An 18,384-nucleotide genomic window follows, 5' to 3' on the forward strand; every position below is an offset into this window, starting at 1 on the left:
ACCGACGTCTGCAGGGCGGGTCTAGTCTTGGGCATCTGGAAATCAAATCCCGAACCCCAAGGAGAGTGCATCATGAGTCTTTTGAGCTTTGTCAAGGAAGCGGGCGAGAAGTTGATCGACCTGCTGACGCCCGGTAATGCCAACGCCAGTGAGCAATTGAAAGAGCATGTGGCCAAGGTCGGCCTGGGCAATCCAAACGTGCAAACCACAGTCGACGGTGACAAGGTTACCGTGACCGGTGAAGTGGCGACCCAGGAAGAGAAAGAAAAGATCCTGCTGGCATTGGGCAACATTGCCGGTGTGGCGAGTGTGGATGATCAGATCACTGTATCCGGCCCGGCTGTGGCTGCCGCCCGTTTCGTTGTGGTGAAAAAAGGCGACACCCTCAGCGCGATTTCCCTCACGGTGTACGGCAACGCCAACCAGTACAACAAGATCTTCGAGGCCAACAAGCCGCTGTTGTCGCATCCGGACAAAATCTATCCGGGCCAGACACTGCGTATTCCTGAGTAATACGCAAATCAAAAATGTGGGAGGGGCTTGCTCCCGATAGCACAGTGTCAGTCACCGAGGTGATTCTGATGCACCGCTATCGGGAGCAAGCCCCTCCCACAGTGGTTTAGAGTCCGGTAATGAGGTCGCGATAGTCGTCGACGGCGGTAAATTCAGCGGTGTCCTTGGGTCCCTTCCTGCTGTCCGGCTCTTTCACCGCCAGCAAATGCCCCACGCCGAAATCTCGCGCGCTGCGCAGAATCGGCAAGGTGTCATCGATAAACAGACTGCGAGCGGGATCGAAGCCTATATCGGCCTGCAAGGCATCCCAGAACTGCGGGTTTTCCTTGGCGAAACCATAGTCGTGGGAACTGATCAATCGCTCGAAATACGGCGCCAGTTCAATGCGCTCCAGCTTCAGCGACAACGAGTCACGATGGGCGTTGGTGATCATGATCACCCGCTTGCCGGCTTGTTTGATTGCCGCCAGAAACGTGTCGGCATCCGGGCGCAGGGCGATCAGGTCGGCGGTTTCCAGCTTGAGTTCGCGCACCGGCAGCTTCAGTTCGGTGCTCCAGAAGTCCAGGCAATACCATTGCAATTGTCCGGCGTTACGCTCGAACAGAGGCTGCAGCTCCATCTCGGCCATGGCCCGACTCACCCCGTGCAGGTCAGCGTAGCGTTGGGGCAGGTGCTCCATCCAGAAATGGTTGTCGTAATGCAGGTCGAGCAGGGTGCCGTCCATGTCCAGCAGGACGGTGTCGATGGCGTGCCAGGGCAAAGCGGGCATGGGGCGGTCTCATGTAAGTAAAGATATCCGACACAGACAATCGGAAAAGCCACGGTATAGTAACCCGATCACGCCAAGGAGCCTCTCATGCGCCAGAAACCCACCGTCCTCGCCCGCGAAATCGTCGCCAGTAGCCGTTTGTTCCGCGTGGAGGAAGTGCAACTGCGCTTTTCCAATGGCGTTGAACGCACCTACGAGCGTCTGGTTGGACGCGGCGCCGGTTATGGCGCGGTGATGATCGTGGCGATGATCGATGCGGACCACGCGCTGCTGATCGAGGAATACTGTGGCGGGACTGACGAATATGAACTGTCCTTGCCGAAAGGACTGATCGAACCTGGTGAGGACGTGCTGGCGGCGGCAAACCGCGAGCTCAAGGAAGAGGCGGGCTTTGGTGCGCATCAGTTGGAACACATCACCGAGTTGTCATTGTCGCCTGGCTACATGAGCCAGAAAATTCAGGTGGTACTGGCCACCGACCTTTATGAAGAACGCCTGGAAGGCGATGAACCCGAGCCGATGCGTGTAGACAGGATCAATCTGCGCGAGCTGTCGCAACTGGCGCAAAACGAGCAGTTCAGCGAAGGCCGTGCATTGGCTGCGCTGTACCTGGTACGAGACCTGTTGACCCAGCGAGGAGCCTTTAGCGCATGAGCGAACTGTTTTTAGGCCACCCGTTGATTGCCCCCGTGATTGAGTTGGCACGCCAGGCCGGTGAAGTGATCCTGCCGTATTGGCGCGCCGATGTGGCGGTCACCGCCAAGGCGGATGACTCGCCGGTGACGGCGGCAGACCTCGCCGCTCACCACCTTATCCTCGCCGGGCTGACTGCGCTGGACCCGAGCATTCCCGTGTTGTCCGAAGAGGACGCCGATATCGACCAGAGCGTGCGTGCTGGCTGGCAGCGCTGGTGGCTGGTGGACCCGCTGGATGGCACCAAGGAGTTCATCAGCGGCAGTGAAGAATTTACCGTCAACGTGGCGTTGATCGAACAGGGCCGCGTGGTGTTTGGCGTGGTGTCGATGCCCACCAGCGGTCGTTGCTACTTCGGTGGTGCAGGCCTGGGCGCGTGGCGTTCGGATGTAAACGAAGCGCCCCGGCAGATCCAGGTACGCAAGACCCCAGCTGCAGGCGAAGCGTTTACCGTCGTTGCCAGCCGCCGCCACAGCAGTCCCGAGCAGGAGCGCTTGCTGGACGGTTTGAGCCAGGGCCTGGGTGAGTTGAAGCTGGCGAATATCGGCAGCTCACTGAAGTTCTGCCTGTTGGCTGAAGGCAGCGCCGATTGTTACCCACGGCTGGCGCCCACGTCGCAATGGGACACTGCGGCGGCCCAGGGCGTGCTGGAAGGCGCGGGCGGTGAGGTGTTGGAGTTGAGCGGCGAGCGGTTCAGCTATCCGGCGCGGGAATCGCTGTTGAATCCATTCTTTTTGGCATTGCCGGCGCAGGCGGCGTGGCGCGATCGCCTGTTGCGCCTGGCCAGGTCCTAAGACCTGCGCAAATTAAAAATGTGGGAGGGGGCAAGCCCCCTCCCACATTTGCTTTGTGTAATAGCGGCTAGCGGTGCAGGACGTATTGGCCGGTAAAAGTCACTGCGCGGTCTTCGCTGCCCTCATTCACAATCCATGTGTCCAGCGTCAACCGCGCCCGGCCATGGCGTTTGTAGGTCGCCACGAAACGCTTCCACACCTTCTCCTCCGGCGCCGCGCAAATCACCGTGGCATCCTGCGTCACCGGCAACGGATAACTGATCTGTCCTTCCTGAATCACAATGTGCCCGTCTTCAATGCCGTGTTCGCGCAGTCTCAGGTGCAACCAACCCCAGCCCGCCAGCACCGCGCCGCAGTATAGGCTGCCGCCAAACATGGTGCTTTTGTGGTTGATATTGGCCTGCAACGGCATGTGCAGCCGCAGTTGGTCCTGTTGCCAGTCGACCACCTTTAGGCCCATTTTCCGGGTGAGCGGGATGTCGTGGTGCAGGACGGATTCCAAATAACTGATATCGCTAGGCATGTCAGCCTCCTGGCGGATGGGGCGGGTCATTCGTCGTCGCTACTGTGGCTGGCGCTGTCGGCGAAGTTCAGGCCGTGCTTGCGCAGTTTGTCGTGCAGGGTCTTGCGCGGTACGCCCAGGGCTTCGGCAAGGCTTCGCAGGGAGCTGTGGGGGCGGGTGAGTTCGGCGGCGATCAGGCTCTTTTCGAACTGCTCGACCTGTTCGCTCAAGCCGCCCGATGTGGACGTCAGCACACTGGCGCCAGGATTGTCCGGCGTGCTGTCCAGCGCCAGTTCCAGGCCCAGGGCGAAGCGCTCGGCGGCGTTCTGCAGTTCGCGCACGTTGCCCGGCCAGCTATGGCGCAACAGCAACGCGCGTTGGCCCGGTTGTAGTTCGTGCAGAGGCAGGCCATGGCGGCTGCTGGCCTCGTCGGCAAAGTGCTGGAACAGCATCAACGCATCCTCACCGCGCTCGCGCAGTGGCGGAATGCGCAGCGGCGCGACGTTGAGGCGGTAATACAAGTCGGCCCGAAAGCGCCCCTGGTCGGCGGCCTGGCGCAGGTCTTCCTTGGTGGCCGCGATGATGCGGATGTCCAGCGGGATCAACTGGTTGCCGCCCAGGCGCTCGACCACGCGCTCCTGCAACAGGCGCAGCAGCTTGACCTGCACATCCAGGCTCATGCTTTCGATTTCATCCAGAAACAGCGTGCCGCCGTTGGCGAATTCGAACTTGCCGATCCGACGTTTTTGCGCGCCGGTGAACGCGCCCGGTTCGTGGCCGAACAGTTCGCTTTCGACCACCGATTCGGCCAGGGCCCCGGCGTTGATCGCCACGAACGGCCCGCTGCGCCGGCTCGACAGGTCGTGCAGCGCACGCGCCACGACCTCCTTGCCGGCGCCGGTTTCGCCAAGAATCAGCACGTCGGCACGGGTCGCGGCCAGGGCGCCGATCTGTTCGCGCAGGCGCAGCATTTGCGGCGAATGGCCGACCAGGCGCGTGCTCAACTGCTGACGGTCACTGAGGGCCAGGCGCAGGCTGCGGTTGTCCAGCACCAGCCGGCGCAGGGCCAGGGCGCGGCGCACGCTGTCGAGCAGGGCGTCGCTGGCGAAGGGTTTTTCGAGGAAGTCATAGGCGCCCGCGCGCATGGCCTGCACGGCCAGCGGCACGTCGCCGTGGCCGGTGATTAGCAGCACCGGCAGGTCCGGGTCCTGGCCGTGTAGTTCGGCGAGCAGCTCCAGGCCGTCCATGCCGGGCATGCGGATATCGCTGACTACCACGCCAGGCCAATCGCGGGACAGGCGCGCGGTGAGGCCATTGGCTTCGCCCAGGGGCAGGACGTTCAGCCCGGCCAGGTCCAGGGTCTGGCACAGGGCCTGACGCAAGTGAGGATCGTCGTCGATCAACACCACCTGGATCTGGTTATCGATACTCATACACTGCGGTCCTCGGACGGTTGCAGACTCACGCCCGGCGAGCCGGCGCGCAATTTCAAGGTTAACAGCGCGCCACCTTCCCTGTGGTTGGCAAACAGCAGTTCGCCGCCAAAGGCACGCATCAGGGTTTCACAGATCGCCAGGCCCAGGCCGAGCCCTTGAGTACGCGTCTTGGTGGTATAGAACGGCTCACTGGCGCGGCCCAGGGCTTCCATGCAAAAGCCCGGGCCGTTGTCGCGGATGTACAGGTTGACGCCTTGCGCAGTGGTTTGGGCACTCAGCCACAGTTTGCGCGGCGGGCCTTTTTCGGTGAGGGCGTCCAGAGCGTTGGCCAGCAGGTTGCCCAGCACCTGGCGCAAGCGGGTTTCGCCGGCCTGCACCCACAAGGTCGCTTCCGGCAGGTCGCGGATCAGCTCCACCTCCATTGACCGACGCCGCTTGGCCAGCAGCGCCAACGCGTCGTCGAGCGCCGGCTGCAGCGCCACGCTCTCCGGCGCGTGGCGGTCGCGGCGGGCGAACGCGCGCAAGTGGGCGATGATCGACGCCATGCGTCCGGTCAGTTCGCTGATCAGCTTGAGGTTGCCACGGGCATCGCTGGTGCGTTCATGATCAAGCAGGATTTCGGCGTTTTCCGCGTAGCTGCGAATCGCCGCCAGCGGCTGGTTGAGTTCATGGCTGATACTCGCCGACATGGTGCCCAGTGCCGAGAGCTTGCCGGCCTGCACCAGGTCATCCTGGGCGCGCACCAGTTCCTGCTGGGCGTGTTCGCGTTCCAGCACCTCCTGTTTGAGGCGCCGGTTGAGACCTTCAAGGTCGCTGGTACGCTCGACCACGCGCATTTCAAGCTCGCGGCGCGCCTTCGCTTCGAAGGCGATGCGCTCCAGGTAATGGCGGCGTCGCTGCATCAGCAGCCCAAGCAGCAGCATCAGCACCAGCAGCGTGGCGCCGCCGACTGCCACTACAGTGCGTACCGGGCGGTTGATCAAGGACTGCGGTGCGAGGATTTCCACGTTCCAGCCGGTCTCGGCGATGGCCGTGGACTGACGCAGCCAGGCCGTATTGCTGAGGCTCAGCGGTTGCGGGTCGCGAGTGGGGTAGGGCTGAATGGCGCTGATGGCCTGGCGCTCTTCGGCGCTCAGGGGCCGCGTGGCGCGAAAACGCCATTGCGGGCGCGACGTGAGAATCACCACGCCATTGTGGTCGGTGACCAGCAGTTGTTCCGGGGTGTTGCCCCACAGGCTTTCGGTGTGGTCCAGGTCAACCTTGACCACTAGCACGCCGATGATTTTTTCATCGTCGCGCACGGCGGCGGCGAAAAAGTAGCCGCGCTTGGCCGAGGTGGTGCCCAGGCCAAAGAAGCGTCCCAGGCGCCCGGCCATGGCTTCACTGAAATACGGGCGGAACGAGAAGTTGCGTCCGACGAAGCTGTCCTGTTTGTCCCAGTTGGACGCGGCGAGAGTCTTGCCGGACGTGTCCATCAGGTACATCACTTCCGCCCCGGCCTGGGCGGCGACGTCCTTGAGCAGCAGGTTGGCGCCGACCAGGTTGGTGCTGACCTGCGGCGCCTCCAGCGCGGTACGCAAGGCCGGCAAGTCACCGAGTATCTGCGGCAGCACCTCGTAGCGATGCAGCGTACCGAGCAGGTTGGCGACGTAGAGGTCGAGGGTCTGACGGTTCTGCCCGGCCAGTTCGTTGCGGTAATAGCGCTCGGCAAGGTGCTCCAGCGGCCACAACAGCGGTGCCAGGCACAACGCCAGCAGCGCCAGGCTGCGCCAGCGGGGTCTTCGTGGAAGGGGTGGAGTCATGGGAACCGTGCGCCTGTGGGGACAGGCGCATTATGCCTAGTGCTGGCCGGCAAGACACTCGCGCAGTGCATCCTGCCACTGCGGTTGGCTGACCTGCCACTGCTGCTGCAGACGGCTGCAATCGAGGCGCGAGTTCAACGGGCGCCTGGCGGGTGTCGGGTAGGCGCTGGAGGGGATTGCTTCCAGTTCTGCGCAGGCTTTGCTGGCGGCCTGCAAATGCTCGGCAATGGCCTGGGCAAAGCCGAACCACGATGTTTCGCCCTGGGCCGTCAGGTGATACACGCCCCAGTCGCCCGCCTGGCCCGCCTGCCAGCGCTCGACTAGCGCGCGGGTGCTGTTGGCGATGGTCCCGGCCCAGGTCGGCGCGCCGATCTGGTCGGCGACGATGCGCATGTGCGGCTTCTCTTGCAACAGCCGCTGCATGGTCAGCAGGAAGTTTTTACCGGTGGTGGAATAAACCCAGCTGGTACGCAGCACCAGGTACTTGCCGCCTACCGCAGCAATTGCCTGCTCCCCGGCCAACTTGCTCTGGCCGTAGACACCCAGCGGGTTGGTCGCGTCGGTCTCGGTGTAGGGCGCAGGCTTGCTGCCGTCGAACACGTAGTCGGTGGAGTAGTGAATCAGCGGGATGTCCAGCGCCTTGGCTTCTTCGGCAAGCACGCCGGGCGCTATGGCATTGATGGCAAAGGCTGCATCCGGCTCGCTTTCAGCCTGATCGACGGCCGTGTGTGCGGCTGCGTTGATGATCAGGTTGGGAAGGTGGGCGCGCACTTGCTGGCGGATCTGGTCAACGTTGGCCAGGTCCAGTTGGTCTCGGCCCAGCACGATGAGTTCGCCCAGGTCCTGGAGCTGCTGCTGCAGGGCCTGGGAAACCTGGCCGTGCTGGCCGGTGATCAAGATCTTGAGAGCGCCGTTCATGGGAACACGTCAGCGTCTTTCAGGCTTTTGCCGTTCTGGTCCTTGGCGGACAAGGTCGGTGCACCAGTCAATTGCCAGTCAATGCCCAGCTCGGCGTCGTCCCAGCGAATACAGCGTTCAGCCGACGGGGTGTAGTAGTCCGTCGTCTTGTAGAGGAACTCCGCGTAGTCGCTGAGGACCACAAAGCCATGGGCGAACCCCGGTGGAATCCACAGTTGTCGGCTGTTGTCGGCCGATAACCGCACACTGGCCCACTTGCCGAAATTGGGCGAGCTGCGACGGATATCCACTGCCACATCCAGCACCTCACCCGCAGTCACACGCACCAGTTTTCCCTGTGCATGTTCAATCTGATAGTGCAGACCACGCAACACGCCTTTTTGTGAGCGCGAGTGGTTGTCTTGTACAAACTGTTGTTCAAGCCCTGCGATTTGGGCGAAGTCACGAGCGTTGAAGCTCTCATAGAAAAATCCGCGTTCATCGCCAAAAACCTTGGGTTCGATGATTAAAACACCCGGCAACTCAGTGGTTGTTACATTCATTCATTGTCCCCGGCGAGTTTGTACAAGTATTGACCATAGCCGGTTTTGCCAAAATATTTTGCGCGCTCAAGCAAATAGTCACGATTGATCCAGCCATTTTCGTAGGCGATCTCCTCGAGGCAAGCCACTTTGAGGCCCTGGCGATGTTCGATGGTCTGCACGTACGTCGAGGCTTCAAGCAGGCTGTCGTGGGTGCCGGTGTCCAGCCAGGCAAAGCCACGGCCAAAGCGCTCAACATGCAGATCGCCGCGCTTGAGGTAAGCGTTGTTGACGTCGGTAATTTCCAGCTCTCCACGCGGAGAAAGCTCGACAGCCTTGGCGATCTCGATCACGTCGTTGTCATAGAAATACAGGCCAGTCACCGCGTAAGACGACTTGGGTTTGGCCGGTTTTTCTTCGATGGACAGGGCGCGGCCTTCCTTGTCGAAGTCAATCACGCCGAAACGCTCCGGGTCCTTGACCCAATAGCCAAATACCGTAGCGCCGGACGGACGCTCGGCAGCCTTGCGCAGTTGCTCACCAAAATGCTGGCCATGGAAGATGTTGTCGCCCAGGATCAGGCACACGGGGTCATTGCCGATGAATTCTTCGCCGATAACGAACGCCTGGGCCAAACCGTCCGGCCTGGGCTGCTCGGCGTAGGTGAAGCGCACGCCAAACTGGCTGCCATCGCCCAGCAGGTTGCGGTACTGCGGCAAGTCAACCGGCGTGGAGATGACCAGAATGTCCTTGATCCCGGCCAGCATCAGCACCGAGATCGGGTAGTAGATCATCGGTTTGTCATACACCGGCAGCAGTTGCTTGGACACGCCCAGGGTGATGGGGTGCAAACGGGTGCCGGAGCCGCCGGCCAATACGATTCCCTTCATCATGCGATCAAATCCTTCACGTCAGTGTTGCCCAATCGTTCACCCTGATAACTGCCGTCCTGGACCCTGCGGCACCATTCCAGATTATCGAGGTACCACTGCACGGTTTTGCGCAGCCCTGTTTCAAAGGTTTCTTCCGGAGTCCAGCCCAGTTCACGTTCGATCTTGCCGGCGTCAATCGCGTAGCGCTGGTCATGGCCGGGGCGATCCTTGACGAAGGTGATCAGGTCGGTGAATTGCTCTACGCCGGCCGGGCGCTGTGGCGCCAGTTCTTCGAGCAGGCCGCAGATACCGCGAACCACGTCGATGTTCTTTTGCTCGTTGTGTCCGCCGATGTTGTAGGTCTCGCCTACCACGCCTTCGGTCACCACTTTGAGCAGCGCGCGGGCGTGGTCTTCGACGAACAGCCAGTCGCGTACCTGCAAGCCGTCGCCATACACTGGCAGCGGCTTGCCTGCGAGGGCGTTGAGAATCACCAGCGGGATCAGCTTCTCGGGGAAATGGAACGGCCCGTAGTTGTTCGAACAGTTGGTCAGCAGCACCGGCAGGCCGTAGGTGCGCTGCCAGGCGCGAACCAGGTGATCGGACGCGGCCTTGCTGGCCGAATAGGGCGAGCTTGGGGCGTAGGGCGTGGTTTCAGTGAACAGGTCGTCCACGCCATGCAGGTCGCCATACACTTCATCGGTGGAAATGTGATGGAAACGGAATGCGCTTTTGGCAGGCTCCGCCAGCTTTTGCCAGTAGGCACGGGTGGCCTCCAACAGGCTGTAGGTGCCGACGATGTTGGTCTGGATGAAATCCGACGGGCCGTCGATCGAGCGGTCGACATGGGACTCGGCCGCCAGGTGCATGATGGCCTGCGGCTCGAAACGCGCCAATAAGGCGCTGACGGCGTTCTGATCGATGATATCGGCCTGCGCGAACTCATAGCGGCTGTTGGAGGCGATGCTGGTCAGCGACTCCAGGTTGCCGGCGTAGGTGAGTTTGTCCAGGTTGAGCACTTCGTGCTCGGTGTTTTGAATCAGGTGGCGAATGAGGGCGGAGCCAATAAAACCGGCGCCGCCGGTAACGAGAATGCGCATGTCGGGGGCCTTTTCCTTAGACGGACATTAAGCGGATGAAGCATAGCTTGAGTGGTGGCGTCAGGCGGCGCAAGCGCGATGTGTGCACAGGGGTTGTCTGACTCTCCTGCACAATGGCGATAGGCATGCCCGAAAAAGCTGAGGTCGTCACAATGCTGCTTGCCGCGTTGAGCCACCGACACGCTGTCGAAGGTGCCGGATGAGCAGTTGTCATTAATCGATTGTTATCGGTTATCTGCTGTCATATTTTTCGTCTACCTTTTTTGATCCCTGTTAAAGCCGATTTTTATCCGTTATAAAGTCGGCCTTCACCCCATTCGGAGCCATGATCGCCATGACCACCCTGCACAGCACACCTCGCGCCGATGGCTTCCATATGCCCGCCGAATGGGCGCCACAGACCCAGACCTGGATGATCTGGCCCGAACGCCCGGACAACTGGCGCCTGGGCGGCAAGCCGGCGCAGGCGGCTCACGTGGCTGTGGCCAAGGCCATCGCACGGTTTGAACCGGTGACGGTGGCCGTGTCTGCCGGCCAGTACGAAAACGCCCGCGCCCGCCTGGATGTGCCGAATATCCGTGTGGTGGAAATGTCCAGCGACGACGCCTGGGTTCGCGACACCGGCCCTACGTTTGTCATTAATGACAGCGGCGAAGTGCGCGGCGTGAACTGGGATTTCAATGCCTGGGGCGGGTTTGACGGCGGTCTGTATGCACCGTGGAACCGCGACGCGCAGGTGGGCGGCAAGATCCTCGAGATCGAACGCACGCCCCGTTACCGCACCGAAGGTTTCGTGCTGGAAGGCGGCTCCATCCACGTCGACGGCGAAGGCACGCTGGTTACCACCGAAGAATGCCTGCTCAACCGCAATCGCAACCCGCACCTCGACCGCGCGGCGATTGAAGCGGTGCTCAGCGATAACCTGGCTGTGGACAAGATCATCTGGCTGCCGGACGGCCTGTTCAACGATGAAACCGACGGCCATGTGGATAACTTCTGCTGCTACGTACGCCCAGGTGAAGTGTTGCTGGCCTGGACCGACGACCCGCAAGACCCCAACTACGCACGCTGCCATGCCGCCATGGATGTGCTGCAAAGCAGCACCGACGCCAAGGGCCGCGCGTTTATCGTGCACAAAATGCCGATTCCGGGGCCGCTGTATGCCACCGAAGACGAGTGCGCCGGCGTGGATCCGGTTGATGGCAGCCAGGAACGCAACCCGAGCGTGCGGTTGACCGGCTCCTACGTGAACTTCCTGATCGTCAACGGCGGCATCATCGCCCCCAGCTTTGACGACCCGCTGGACAGCCAGGCTAGGGACATCCTCCAGGGCTTGTTCCCCCAGCACGAAGTGGTGATGGTGCCGGGGCGCGAACTGTTACTGGGCGGCGGTAATATCCACTGTCTGACCCAACAGCAGCCCGCTCCGCACAAAAACTGAGTGCAGTTGTAACAGCGGTGCGAGTAGTGGCTTGAAGCCATGTTTTTGCAGCGCTTCAGTAAGCCCGCGACCTGGCAAGGTCGCGGGCTTTTTTGTGTCCGGATGCTTGTGTGCCGCAGACATTGGCATAGCTCTTGTATCGCGGTTGTAACGGTGACTCAAGGTGGATGACGGTGCCGTTCTGTCATAAACCTTGAGTAAGTTAGCCGCTCACGCAGTAGGGAGAGCGTAGAAATGAATGCCGAGAGCAATTCGATCAAGACGTTTACGCATCACCCGGCGCGGGTGAATAGCGATGCAATTCATGCGCTGGCACAGTGGTTGAAGGCAAACGATTCGCGCCAGCCCGACCTGCGCAGCCTGATGAATGACCGCTACCCGGCGGGGCTATTCAGCGAGGACGAGATGAAGGCGCTGTGTGAGCTGGCACGTAACTGAAGAAAACACCAGGATCAAAAAATGTGGGAGGGGGCTTGCTCCCGATTGCGGTGGTTCAGTTGGCTTGTTTTAACTGACGCCCCGCTATCGGGCGCAAGCCCCCTTCCACATTTGAATTTTGGTTGGCTCAAAGAGCGCGGTCCGCGGCTTAGAATCTTTTCGTCTGAACTCAGAACATTCACGAAATTGACACAAAGTTCAACGCGCGACTAGGATTGCGCCCAACGCCTGTGGCTAACCGCCATGACTCATCCAATAAAAAAAGGCCCGCGGCAGTTCAGTCGTCCGCGGGCCTTCTTTTTTTGGAAAACGTCGACACCAGAAAAAGCGATACGGGGCCTGGTGTCACAGCGCGTACTCAAACAGTAATAAGGAATATAAAAAATGTTGAAGCAACGGATGAGTCTGATCGCTCTGGGGATTTTGAGCGCATCGGCAGCCATGGCAAACGACCAGGAGCAATCCAAGGGTTTTGTCGAAGACAGCCACCTGAATATCGCCGCACGTAACGCCTACATCAGCCGTGACTATAAAAACGGCAAGCAGGACAAAGCCGAATGGGGCCAGGGCTTTATCGGCAAGCTGGAATCGGGCTTCACCCAAGGCACCGTGGGTGTGGGTGTGGACGTGATCGGCCAGTACGCCATTCGTCTGGATGGCGGTAAAGGTCGCGCCGGCGCCGGCGGCATCGACTTCTTCAAACAGGGGAACGGCACCACCGATAACCCGGGCTCCGCACCCCATGACCTGGCCAAGGGCGGCGCTGCCGTGAAGTTCCGTGTGTCCAACACCGTGCTGAAGTACGGGGACCAGTTCCCGGCCGTGCCGGTATTGCAGTACGACAATTCGCGCCTGCTGTCGGAAACCTACACCGGTACTTCCATCGTTTCCAAAGAGATCGCCGGCCTGCAACTGGACGCCGGTCACTTCACCAAGGAAGCGCGCAAGAGCGCCGAAGGCACCGACAGCGGCCGCCTCAAGAGCATCGATTACATCGGTGGCAGCTACAAATTCACCGAAAGCCTGTCGGCCGCGCTGTATGCGTCCCACATGCAGGACGTGCTGAAGAAGCAATACGTCAACGTCAACTACGTGCTGGCCCTGCCAGAGAAGCAGTCGCTGACCTTTGACTTCAACGGCTACAAAACCAAGCTGGACCGCAGCTTCGCCCTGGAAAACCAGAAAGACGCTGACGCCCGCGACAACAAGATCTGGAGCCTGGGCGCGACCTGGGCCGTTGGCGCGCACAGCTTCACCGTTGCTCACCAACGCAGCACCGGCGACACTGGCTACCTGTACGGCGGCTACCGCAACGCCGGCGGCATCGGCGATGGCGGCAACACCATCCTGCTGGCCAACTCCTACTGGTCCGACTTCAACGGCAAGGACGAGCGCTCGTGGCAAGTTGGCTACGGTATCGACTTCACCACCTTTGGTGTACCGGGCCTGACCTACAACGTTGCCTACGTGCGCGGCACCAACATTGACGACGGCACCGGCCGTGGCGATGGCACCGAGCGTGAGATCTGGAACCAGTTCAAGTACGTGGTCCAGAGCGGCCCGGCCAAAGACCTCAGCCTGCGTGCGCGTGCGTCCTGGTTGCGAGTGTCGAACAACGCCGACCAGTACAACGTGGGCGGCAACGAAATCCGCCTGTTCGCCGACTACCCGATCAACGTGTTCTAAAGTGATTGGGCGTCTCGCCTGATTCAAGGCGATAAAAAACCCCGACTGGTTCGGGGTTTTTTTATGCCTGCCTGTTCAGCGTCAGGCTTTTTGCGGGGCGAGCTTCTTGCAGTTTTCCTTGCGCGTGGGGTACTGCTCGCACTTGCGCAGCACGGTTTGCACCTGCTGCGTGTCCTTGAGCTGCTGGTTGGCCAACAGCTTCTCGGTGATGAACAGTTCCTCCGAACCCAGGTTGCGCTCGGCCTTGTCGATCATCGCCAGCGCCGCCTGGCCGTCGCCACGCTTGAGGTGGTAGCTGATGATCAAGTCGTAGGTGGAAGGGCCGACCAGGGACCAGTCCTTGATCGCCTGCAACTCTTTCACCGCCTCGCTGCCTTTGCCCTGGGCCAGGCGCACGGTGTACGCGGTGCGTCGAATACCCGGCTGATCCTTGACCGGCGACGCCAGTGCCTTGCGGATAAACGCATCGGCATCGGGCACCTTGTTTTTTTCCAGGGCGTCATTGGCAAAGTACGCGTCCTTGTAGCCCTGCATCGCCTTCGCCACCTGCGGCGTGTTCTTCATCATCGCCCAGCTTTTGGGGTTGACCCGTGCGCGGCGTTCCTGGCGATATTCGCGTTGCAGGTACTGGCGCAGCTCGGTGTCGCGGTCCATCGCCGCCATGTGTGAGCGGTTGAAGTACTGCGTGGTGGCGGTGATGCTGGTGGCCAGGCCGTCCTTGATCAGCACGTCCAGCTCCTTTTGAAACTGGCTGAGATTGAACTGCTGCAACGAGTCCTGCATGGCGTTTTTGCGCGCGGTGAGAAAGCCCGCGAGCAACGGTTTTTGCTTGCCCTGGAAATCGTTGAGGCGCTCCAGGCTGTGGGTGGCGGCGCGCGGCGCATAGCCTGCGCGAATCATCAGATCGGTGCCGAGCAGATCGGCCTGGTCTTCCTGGCTGCGGCCCCAGGCGGTGCTCCACACGTGATCGGAAAAGGTATTGGCCAACGCGGTGTAGAGCACGGTGTTGCCGATGGTCTTCTGGGTGCCGGCCGGGTCCTTGCTGAACACCTTCATGGTGCCGGAGCTGCGGTCCACGCGGGTGTCGGCGGCCATGGTAGCCAGGGCGACGGTGGACGCCACGGTGGTGAACATCTCTTTCTGCTGCTGGAACGCGGCCATGCGGTCGTGGTGATGCAGCAAAATGTGGCTCATCTCGTGGCCCAGCATCGCGGCGATTTCATCTTCGCTGGCGACGTTGTCCAGCATGCCCAGCGGCACGAACAGGTTGCCGTACGGGTCGGCCGCAGGCCCGAAGCTGTAGCTGTCGGTGATCTTCACCTGCAAGGTCGGCAGCTCGCCCGGCCAGCCCTTGGACAGGCGCGTGACGATGTCCTGCAAATACACCTGCAGCATCGGGATATCCACCAGGTTCTGCTGGCGCGCTTCCGCTGCCGGCACCGCGCGCCCGTCGTAGCTCAGGCGCTGCTTGCTCTGGCGCTGGGGGTCGAGCTTGTAGTACTGGCGCACGTCGGTGTTGTCCACGTAGTGGCCCTGGACCCTGGATTGGGTCGACGGCCCCACCAGGTTGAGGAACGCCTGATCGGCGCCCTTCAAGGTTGCGCAACCACTGAGCAGCACGCTTGCCAGCAGGCTGGTTGCCACGAGAAATCCCTTCACCCTGACGCTCCTTTGTTATTGATTGCAGCCGGCACCGAAACCGATGGTGGAATGATTGCGGCTGCTTTTTGCCTGGCTCTTGGTCAGGCCTTCGCAGGGCAGGTCCACCACTTTGAGCGGCGGCTCGATGCGCAGGTCCATGGTGTCCAGCCAGACTTTCTGGCCGGCCAGTTCCACCTGCACGATTTCCAGTGCTGAGTTGTACTGCAACACCGTCAGCGGTTGGGTGGGGGTGTCTTTTTTCGCCAGGTCGCGCTGAGGTGCGCCTTGTTCATCCAGCACAGTCACCGGGTCGGCGAGGAACGCTGTGATGGTGTGGGTTTGTGCCCACGCGCCCTGAGTGAAGAGGGCGGCGAGCAATACGATGAGGCTTCTGTTCATCCTTGGGTTCCTTGAGTCAAATCACACAGCGGTCTGTTCAGTATCGCGGTCGAAGAAGGCTTCGATCCGCTCGCTGAACAACACCAACGACAGCAAAATAATGCCCATCACGTTGACCGGGGCGATGTTGTTGACGCTCAACACAACGCTGGCAGCAATGAGCATCGCCATCACCAACAGCCACGACGGGTAGGGCGAGGTAAACAGCGTTTTTTCCAGGCGCCGCAAAGGGCTCCATGGGCCATGGCCTGCAACCTGGCGCGCATGCAGCGCCTTGAGCACGGCGATCAACGTCAGCAGCGTGAGTTCCAGCACGTCCAGCCAGTTAAGGGGCAGGTAGGGAAAGTCGGCGAACTCATGGGTGTAGTCCATGCCCTTGGTGATCAGGTTATCCAGCGCCATGGCATGCAGGTATACACCGGGAAGTTGACCGTGCACGGGTGAGTCCACCAGGTCGCCGGTGGACTCAATACGGGCACCGACCAGCACCAGGCGACCGCGCAGCAGTTCAGCGATCAGCGCCTGATCGTCAGGGTTGGTGACTTCCAGGTCGCTGGCAGTCAGCGTTAACGTGTAGGGGTAGATTTGCTGAGCCGGGTCATTCAGCTTCCAGAACACCGCCTGGAAAAACTGCATAACGGCGTCCAGCAGAAAATGTCGCGGCGGCTTGGCGTCGGCTATGTCAGCGATACGCGCCTGGTCTGGCGACAGCTTCAGCCCCCATTGCACCGCAATCGGCTGACGCTGCGCGGCGGCTTCGGCGTCCACCGGCGGCGCGTCGCAGTGCTGCGTTGCGCAGAACACGCGGTACAGCGCCAGCGCGGGTGTTTCCATCAGGCCCACCTGCGTGTGCACCGCCAGCGGGTACTGGTCGTCCACACCTTCCCACTTCACCAGCGCCGGGCGACTGACCTGCGTAAAAGGGGTCAGCGTATTGGCCTGGCCTTCTTCGCCACGCGTCTGCCCGGTATTGACCAGCCACAACGGAATGCCCTGGCGCTGATAGCGCTCAAACACATTGGCCAGCAACTGACTGCCGCGCGTGGGATCGCCCAACGAGTGATCATGGCTGTAGAGCAGATCCGCAAACACCGCCTGGGGCTTGTAGGCCAGCAAACGCTTGAACAGCTTGCTCTGCTCGCCATAGGGCATCGGCCACGAAGTGCCGTTGCGCATCAGGTACTTATCATCGATCAACACCACCGCCACATGCTGCTGCCCAACGCCGGGGTAACTGCTGGAGAGCATGCGGTTGAGCCACTGCGCCGACGCCTTGTCGCTGGAACTGGCCAGGCCGAAAGGGTCGAGAATCGCGAGCACCACGATGAAGACCGCCAGTAGATAGCGACGTTTATTGAACAGCCGGGGAGTCGAAAACATCCGTGTCTCGATAGGAAAGCAAAAGCAAGGCGGGGGTTTTAACGGAGTGGGGCGGAGGTGTCAATTGGAAAAGTGGCGAAGTGCCACGCTTTGGGTTGCAACGCATCGCTTATGTGGGATTTTCCGCCAAACCTTCGACTTAGCGCTGTCGCGCAGCAAACCGGAGCCTCTGTGGCGAGAGCGGGCATGTTGTGGCGAGCGGGCTTGCCCCGCGTTGGGGTGCGAAGCGCCCCCATTAAGGAGCACGCGCTGTACCTGACCCTGCGCAGAACCTGGTTTTGGAGGCCGCTGCGCAGCCCAGCGCGGGGCAAGCCCGCTCGCCACGGAGATGTGTTTATCTGAAAGTTATTTTTTATAAGAGGGGCTCAGCGCATGTTTGCTTAATGTTCGATATGGCTGCGTGACTGCAACGCCTTCGTCACACCATCAGTCACCGCCTTGCTCATCTGCGCTGACGTGGATCAGGTTGGAGTGAAAGGAGAAGGGTTGTTGGCGCCGAGGGCAGCTACTTGATTTTTGAATGTGGACGGGTTTTGGACGTTTTGACGAAAGCGGGATATCAACGGTTGAGGAATTCCCAAGCCGCAGAAACCACAAAGCCCCGCATTGCGGGGCTTTGAGATATGGTGCGGCACCAGGAGTCGAATAAAAACGTAATAAATTGATATTAAAAGGATTTAATTTCGATAAATTAAACTCTACCTCTTACCTTATCTTTAAAAAGGCATCTCCAGAGAGAGCCTATTCTGCAAAATTTCCGTCTGGTTCAAGAGCGCCGGTTCAATGAGCTTTATGAGCTGGGATCTGGTTTCATCATCGTCGCGATTTTGACTGTCAGATGCAGCTTATGGCAGCCAGAATGTTTGTATCTGGGTTTTGTGCTCTAGACATGGTGATGGCGAATTAGTACTGTGGACGTAGCTAGGAAAGCAGACTCTACGGGAGTGACCTAATTGGTTATTTTTGTTGGCGGTATTCACGGATCGGGTAAAACGACGTTTTGCCGCGAGCTAGCGAAACGCACGGGGCTGAGTCATCGAACCGTTAGTGAAATAATAAAAGAAGAAATCATCGATCTTCAATTGGATATGACCAAGCGTACTTCTAACTTGGCACGAAATCAAAGAGCTCTAATTGCTTGGATAGATAGAAATCGGGACTCTAAAAACTTAATTTTAGATGGCCATTTCGCGCTGTTAGATGAGTCGCAAGACGTATACCGTGTTGACTTGGACGTTTTTAGGGCAATAGCGCCTATCGGGGTAATCTATTTAGATGTCCCAATTGAGGTGGCCGTTCAACGGCTTGAAACTAGAGATGGGAAAATCTGGTCGGCAGAAGTTTTAAAGCAGTTGGCTGATGCTGAAGCGCAGTGGGCCGAAAATGTAGCCAAAAAACTTAATATACCTATTTGCTCTGCCACGAATGACGACATTGTACTGGCTGGGCGTTTTGTACATGGACTTATGGAATAGCGTA

At 60.1% G+C, this 18,384-nt stretch carries 18 protein-coding genes; 7 read left to right on the top strand and 11 right to left on the bottom strand.

Going from position 1 to position 18,384, the window contains the following annotated elements; translation table 11 throughout:
• Positions 1-72 precede the first annotated feature (72 nt).
• Positions 73-513 carry a peptidoglycan-binding protein LysM gene (lysM, locus tag VRB54_RS01195; RefSeq protein WP_057008609.1) on the top strand — a complete coding sequence of 147 codons (441 nt, stop codon included), beginning with the start codon at positions 73-75 and terminating at the stop codon, positions 511-513.
• A gap of 106 nt (positions 514-619) precedes the next feature.
• Here the strand turns inward: lysM and yrfG are convergent, their stop codons facing one another.
• Complete coding sequence (gene yrfG, locus VRB54_RS01200; protein WP_338479214.1) at positions 620-1,282, bottom strand: GMP/IMP nucleotidase; 663 nt, start codon at positions 1,280-1,282, stop codon at positions 620-622.
• Between the two features lie 87 nt (positions 1,283-1,369).
• Here yrfG and nudE point away from each other — a divergent pair, with 87 nt between their 5' ends.
• The gene (gene nudE, locus VRB54_RS01205; RefSeq protein WP_057008607.1) at positions 1,370-1,936 is read left to right on the top strand and encodes an ADP compounds hydrolase NudE; all 567 of its coding nucleotides are present in this window, start codon (positions 1,370-1,372) and stop codon (positions 1,934-1,936) included.
• Positions 1,933-2,769, top strand: coding sequence for a 3'(2'),5'-bisphosphate nucleotidase CysQ (gene cysQ, locus VRB54_RS01210; RefSeq protein WP_338479215.1), 837 nt, complete (start codon positions 1,933-1,935; stop codon positions 2,767-2,769). The genes nudE and cysQ overlap by 4 nt, the downstream gene beginning before the upstream one ends.
• 67 nt (positions 2,770-2,836) lie before the next feature.
• Here cysQ and VRB54_RS01215 read toward each other — a convergent pair whose 3' ends face one another.
• Genes VRB54_RS01215 through rfbB form a run of 7 tightly spaced genes read right to left on the bottom strand, consistent with a single transcriptional unit; the run spans position 2,837 to position 9,920 of the window.
• Positions 2,837-3,292, bottom strand: a complete 456-nt coding sequence (locus VRB54_RS01215; protein WP_338479216.1) for a thioesterase domain-containing protein — start codon at positions 3,290-3,292, stop codon at positions 2,837-2,839.
• A 26-nt stretch (positions 3,293-3,318) separates the two neighbouring features.
• A complete protein-coding gene (locus VRB54_RS01220; protein ID WP_338479217.1) occupies positions 3,319-4,704 on the bottom strand; it encodes a sigma-54 dependent transcriptional regulator in 1,386 nt (461 codons plus the stop codon).
• Entirely contained in the window at positions 4,701-6,509 is a 1,809-nt protein-coding gene (locus tag VRB54_RS01225) for a sensor histidine kinase (RefSeq protein ID WP_338479218.1), read from the bottom strand. Before VRB54_RS01225 ends, VRB54_RS01220 begins: the two co-directional genes overlap by 4 nt.
• Before the next feature lie 36 nt (positions 6,510-6,545).
• Entirely contained in the window at positions 6,546-7,427 is an 882-nt protein-coding gene (rfbD, locus tag VRB54_RS01230; protein ID WP_338479219.1) for a dTDP-4-dehydrorhamnose reductase, read from the bottom strand.
• Complete coding sequence (rfbC, locus tag VRB54_RS01235; protein WP_338479220.1) at positions 7,424-7,969, bottom strand: dTDP-4-dehydrorhamnose 3,5-epimerase; 546 nt, start codon at positions 7,967-7,969, stop codon at positions 7,424-7,426. The genes rfbD and rfbC overlap by 4 nt, the downstream gene beginning before the upstream one ends.
• Positions 7,966-8,841 (bottom strand): glucose-1-phosphate thymidylyltransferase RfbA, encoded by an 876-nt coding sequence (rfbA, locus tag VRB54_RS01240; RefSeq protein WP_338479221.1) that lies wholly within the window; start codon positions 8,839-8,841, stop codon positions 7,966-7,968. The genes rfbC and rfbA overlap by 4 nt, the downstream gene beginning before the upstream one ends.
• Complete coding sequence (rfbB, locus tag VRB54_RS01245; RefSeq protein ID WP_338479222.1) at positions 8,838-9,920, bottom strand: dTDP-glucose 4,6-dehydratase; 1,083 nt, start codon at positions 9,918-9,920, stop codon at positions 8,838-8,840. Before rfbB ends, rfbA begins: the two co-directional genes overlap by 4 nt.
• A 334-nt stretch (positions 9,921-10,254) precedes the next feature.
• Here rfbB and aguA point away from each other — a divergent pair, with 334 nt between their 5' ends.
• From aguA to VRB54_RS01260, 3 genes are all read left to right on the top strand, one after another.
• A complete protein-coding gene (gene aguA, locus VRB54_RS01250; RefSeq protein WP_338479223.1) occupies positions 10,255-11,361 on the top strand; it encodes an agmatine deiminase in 1,107 nt (368 codons plus the stop codon).
• 234 nt (positions 11,362-11,595) lie between these two features.
• The gene (locus VRB54_RS01255) at positions 11,596-11,799 is read left to right on the top strand and encodes a hypothetical protein (RefSeq protein WP_209987349.1); all 204 of its coding nucleotides are present in this window, start codon (positions 11,596-11,598) and stop codon (positions 11,797-11,799) included.
• Between the two features lie 384 nt (positions 11,800-12,183).
• Entirely contained in the window at positions 12,184-13,485 is a 1,302-nt protein-coding gene (locus tag VRB54_RS01260; protein ID WP_338479224.1) for an OprD family porin, read from the top strand.
• 81 nt (positions 13,486-13,566) lie between these two features.
• On the opposite strand, the gene VRB54_RS01265 is transcribed toward VRB54_RS01260, so the two are convergent.
• From VRB54_RS01265 to VRB54_RS01275, 3 genes are read right to left on the bottom strand one after another with little or no spacing between them, the layout of a single operon-like run.
• Positions 13,567-15,144, bottom strand: a complete 1,578-nt coding sequence (locus tag VRB54_RS01265; protein WP_338479225.1) for a M48 family metallopeptidase — start codon at positions 15,142-15,144, stop codon at positions 13,567-13,569.
• A gap of 15 nt (positions 15,145-15,159) precedes the next feature.
• A complete protein-coding gene (locus VRB54_RS01270; RefSeq protein WP_338479226.1) occupies positions 15,160-15,525 on the bottom strand; it encodes a hypothetical protein in 366 nt (121 codons plus the stop codon).
• 21 nt (positions 15,526-15,546) lie between these two features.
• Positions 15,547-16,905 (bottom strand): CHASE2 domain-containing protein, encoded by a 1,359-nt coding sequence (locus tag VRB54_RS01275; protein ID WP_338479227.1) that lies wholly within the window; start codon positions 16,903-16,905, stop codon positions 15,547-15,549.
• A 953-nt stretch (positions 16,906-17,858) separates the two neighbouring features.
• Between VRB54_RS01275 and VRB54_RS01280 the strand changes: the two genes are divergently transcribed.
• On the top strand, positions 17,859-18,380 hold the full coding sequence (locus VRB54_RS01280; protein WP_065892671.1) for an ATP-binding protein: 522 nt from the start codon (positions 17,859-17,861) through the stop codon (positions 18,378-18,380).
• The last annotated feature ends 4 nt before the right edge of the window (positions 18,381-18,384 follow it).

Source organism: Pseudomonas trivialis, assembly GCF_036864995.1.
Classification (GTDB): Bacteria; Pseudomonadota; Gammaproteobacteria; order Pseudomonadales; family Pseudomonadaceae; genus Aquipseudomonas; species Aquipseudomonas trivialis.

What these genes read in the sequence shown, in the direction of transcription:
- lysM (WP_057008609.1), top strand. Translation starts at nt 73, where the DNA reads ATGAGTCTTTTGAGCTTTGTCAAGGAAGCGGGCGAGAAGTTGATCGAC.
- yrfG (WP_338479214.1), bottom strand. Translation starts at nt 1,282, where the DNA reads ATGCCCGCTTTGCCCTGGCACGCCATCGACACCGTCCTGCTGGACATG.
- nudE (WP_057008607.1), top strand. Translation starts at nt 1,370, where the DNA reads ATGCGCCAGAAACCCACCGTCCTCGCCCGCGAAATCGTCGCCAGTAGC.
- cysQ (WP_338479215.1), top strand. Translation starts at nt 1,933, where the DNA reads ATGAGCGAACTGTTTTTAGGCCACCCGTTGATTGCCCCCGTGATTGAG.
- VRB54_RS01215 (WP_338479216.1), bottom strand. Translation starts at nt 3,292, where the DNA reads ATGCCTAGCGATATCAGTTATTTGGAATCCGTCCTGCACCACGACATC.
- VRB54_RS01220 (WP_338479217.1), bottom strand. Translation starts at nt 4,704, where the DNA reads ATGAGTATCGATAACCAGATCCAGGTGGTGTTGATCGACGACGATCCT.
- VRB54_RS01225 (WP_338479218.1), bottom strand. Translation starts at nt 6,509, where the DNA reads ATGACTCCACCCCTTCCACGAAGACCCCGCTGGCGCAGCCTGGCGCTG.
- rfbD (WP_338479219.1), bottom strand. Translation starts at nt 7,427, where the DNA reads ATGAACGGCGCTCTCAAGATCTTGATCACCGGCCAGCACGGCCAGGTT.
- rfbC (WP_338479220.1), bottom strand. Translation starts at nt 7,969, where the DNA reads ATGAATGTAACAACCACTGAGTTGCCGGGTGTTTTAATCATCGAACCC.
- rfbA (WP_338479221.1), bottom strand. Translation starts at nt 8,841, where the DNA reads ATGATGAAGGGAATCGTATTGGCCGGCGGCTCCGGCACCCGTTTGCAC.
- rfbB (WP_338479222.1), bottom strand. Translation starts at nt 9,920, where the DNA reads ATGCGCATTCTCGTTACCGGCGGCGCCGGTTTTATTGGCTCCGCCCTC.
- aguA (WP_338479223.1), top strand. Translation starts at nt 10,255, where the DNA reads ATGACCACCCTGCACAGCACACCTCGCGCCGATGGCTTCCATATGCCC.
- VRB54_RS01255 (WP_209987349.1), top strand. Translation starts at nt 11,596, where the DNA reads ATGAATGCCGAGAGCAATTCGATCAAGACGTTTACGCATCACCCGGCG.
- VRB54_RS01260 (WP_338479224.1), top strand. Translation starts at nt 12,184, where the DNA reads ATGTTGAAGCAACGGATGAGTCTGATCGCTCTGGGGATTTTGAGCGCA.
- VRB54_RS01270 (WP_338479226.1), bottom strand. Translation starts at nt 15,525, where the DNA reads ATGAACAGAAGCCTCATCGTATTGCTCGCCGCCCTCTTCACTCAGGGC.
- VRB54_RS01275 (WP_338479227.1), bottom strand. Translation starts at nt 16,905, where the DNA reads ATGTTTTCGACTCCCCGGCTGTTCAATAAACGTCGCTATCTACTGGCG.